The sequence below is a fragment of the Streptomyces sp. NPDC054847 genome (assembly GCF_053610925.1).
The window spans coordinates 1-2,103 of record NZ_JBSGZJ010000711.1 but is presented as its reverse complement, the minus strand read 5'-3'; the positions used below and the strand labels follow the sequence as shown (position 1 = coordinate 2,103).

General features: G+C 73.3%; 3 protein-coding genes. 2 read left to right on the top strand and 1 reads right to left on the bottom strand.

Features of this window, described 5'->3' with window-relative positions:
* Positions 1 to 7 precede the first annotated feature (7 nt).
* A complete protein-coding gene (locus ACWGH4_RS34535; protein ID WP_453467792.1) occupies positions 8 to 1,144 on the bottom strand; it encodes an SGNH/GDSL hydrolase family protein in 1,137 nt (378 codons plus the stop codon).
* A 78-nt stretch (positions 1,145 to 1,222) separates the two neighbouring features.
* On the opposite strand from ACWGH4_RS34535, the gene ACWGH4_RS34530 reads away from it, so the two are divergent.
* Both ACWGH4_RS34530 and mmpB read left to right on the top strand, forming a co-directional pair.
* A complete protein-coding gene (locus tag ACWGH4_RS34530; protein ID WP_453467790.1) occupies positions 1,223 to 1,843 on the top strand; it encodes a TetR/AcrR family transcriptional regulator in 621 nt (206 codons plus the stop codon).
* Between the two features lie 48 nt (positions 1,844 to 1,891).
* Positions 1,892 to 2,020: a morphogenic membrane protein MmpB gene (mmpB, locus tag ACWGH4_RS34525; RefSeq protein WP_259372230.1), complete on the top strand. Its 129-nt coding sequence runs from the start codon at positions 1,892 to 1,894 to the stop codon at positions 2,018 to 2,020.
* The last annotated feature ends 83 nt before the right edge of the window (positions 2,021 to 2,103 follow it).

Here is a 2,103-nt window from a genome sequence, read left to right as displayed (position 1 = left end):
GCGCCGTTCAGAGCACCTCGGCCAGCAGTTCGGCCATCACCTGGTAGCCCTTGTCGCCGGGGTGGAGGCGGTCGCCGAAGTCGTAGGCGGGGTGCAGACGCCCGGGATCGGCGGGGTCCGCGAGAGCGCGGTCGAAGTCGACGACGGCGTCGTACTCGCCGCCGGTGCGGATCCACCGGTTGATCTCCGGGCCGACGCGCGCGGAGTGCGCGCCCCAGTGGTCGGACCCGGCCAGCGGCAGGAGTGTCGCGCCGACCATCCGTACACCCGCGGCGCGGGCCTGCCGGATCAGCTCCCGGTGGCCCGCGACGACTTCCGCCGAGCTGACGACGGGGGCGGGTTTGTACGTCGGCTCACCAGGGGCCTCGCTGAAGCCGATGTCGTTGAGCCCCTCGAGGACGACGACGGTGGAGACGCCGGGCTGCGCGAGGGCGTCGCGACGGAACCGCGCGGTTCCCCTCTCCCCGTACCAGGCCGAATCGTTGAGCAGGAGATTGCCGCCGATGCCGGCGTTGAGGACGGGCCGGCCGGTGAGTTCGGCGAGCGCGTCGGACCAGCGGCGGTTCGCTCCGGGTGTCGAGCCGAAGCCGTCCGTGACGGAGTCGCCGAACAGGACGATCCCGTCCGCGCGTCCGGCGGCGACGTCCACACCGGCGAGGTGGTACCAGGACGCGGTGACGTCGGTGAACGCCGCTCCCGACAGTTCGGCGCGCCGGTCGCCGCCGGCCCGGTAGGAGTCCGCCCAGGCCTGGGAGTGGAATGTCACGGGGCCAGTGGTGCCGGCGAAGTAGAGCGTGACCGTCACGGACCCGAGCCGCTCGACGGGCAGGCCGGCCGGATCGCTGCGCAGTTCGGCCCGCGCGGGGATCACGGCGGACCGCGCTCCGCCGAAGGTGAGCTCCCGGACGGATCCCTCCTCGATCGCGGCGCCGCCGGCGGAGCGGGCGACGGTGGCCCCGGTGAGGTGCAGCGGGGACGTGCCGTAGGCGTTGGAGAGACGGACGCGCAGGCGCTCGCCGCCCGCGGTGACGCGCACGACCTGGCGGACGGTCTGGTGCGAGAAGCCTTCCTGGGACCAGTTCGGGGTGAAGCCGGTGCTGGGCATCTGGGGAGAGGCGGCCCAGGCCGCGGTCCATTCGCTCATGACGTACCCCTCTTCCCGCCACTAATGGGCGGAGAGTTCCATTAGGATGGAGGCACGCTAACAGAGTTCACGCCACTAATGGAACAGGAGACCCGTTTGGAAGCCACTCCGGGTACGGTCCGCCCCGGCGGCCGTACCGCGAAAGTCCGCGCGGCCGTTCTCGCCGCCACCCAGGAAGCGCTGGTCGACGGCGGGTTCCACGCCCTGACCCCGGACCGGGTCGCGGCAGTCGCGGGCGTCGGCAAGACCACCGTCTACCGGCGCTGGCGGTCACCGGCCGGCCTGGTCGCGGACCTGCTGCGCGACATGGCCGAGCAGTCCCTGCCCGCCGCGGACACCGGATCGCTGGAAGGTGACCTGCGCGCCAACGCCGCGCTCGTGCGCGACACGCTCACCGATCCGCGCATGGGCCCCGTCTTCGCCGCCGTCGTCGCGGCAGCCGCGTGCGACGAGGAATGCGCGGACGCCCTCCACGGCTTCTACGCGACCCGGCTCGCCGAATGGGCGCCGGCGGTCGAACGGGGCCTCGGCCGCGGCGAGATCCCGGCCGGCACCGACCCGCTGGAGGTTCTACGGGCCGTTTCCGCGCCCCTGTACTACCGCTTCGCCGTCAGCCACGAGCCCCTGACGGCCGACACCGCCGAGCGAGCGGCGTCGGCGGCGCTGGCGGCCGCGCGGGCGGGTGCCTTCGTGGATTGAGTACGCATACTCAGGCGCCGGGCCGCCTGCACCAGCACCATCGAAGGCATGCTGTGGTCCGACCCTGAGAACGAACCGCCCAAGGAACTGCGCGACATGCAGACGATGCTGCGTCGCGCGGGGCTGGTGCTGGCGCTGGCGATGGTGGTGGCGATGTTCGCGGCGGGCCTGCGGTGAGCAGGGGGCGCGCGAGCCGCCTGCGGCGGGCGTGTTCCCCGACCCGCCCCTTCCCGCGACCGGGCTCCGCCCGGACCCGCCAC

Coding starts and splice junctions, on each gene's coding strand:
- ACWGH4_RS34535 (WP_453467792.1), bottom strand. CDS start 1,144: ATGAGCGAATGGACCGCGGCCTGGGCCGCCTCTCCCCAGATGCCCAGC.
- ACWGH4_RS34530 (WP_453467790.1), top strand. CDS start 1,223: ATGGAACAGGAGACCCGTTTGGAAGCCACTCCGGGTACGGTCCGCCCC.
- mmpB (WP_259372230.1), top strand. CDS start 1,892: ATGCTGTGGTCCGACCCTGAGAACGAACCGCCCAAGGAACTGCGCGAC.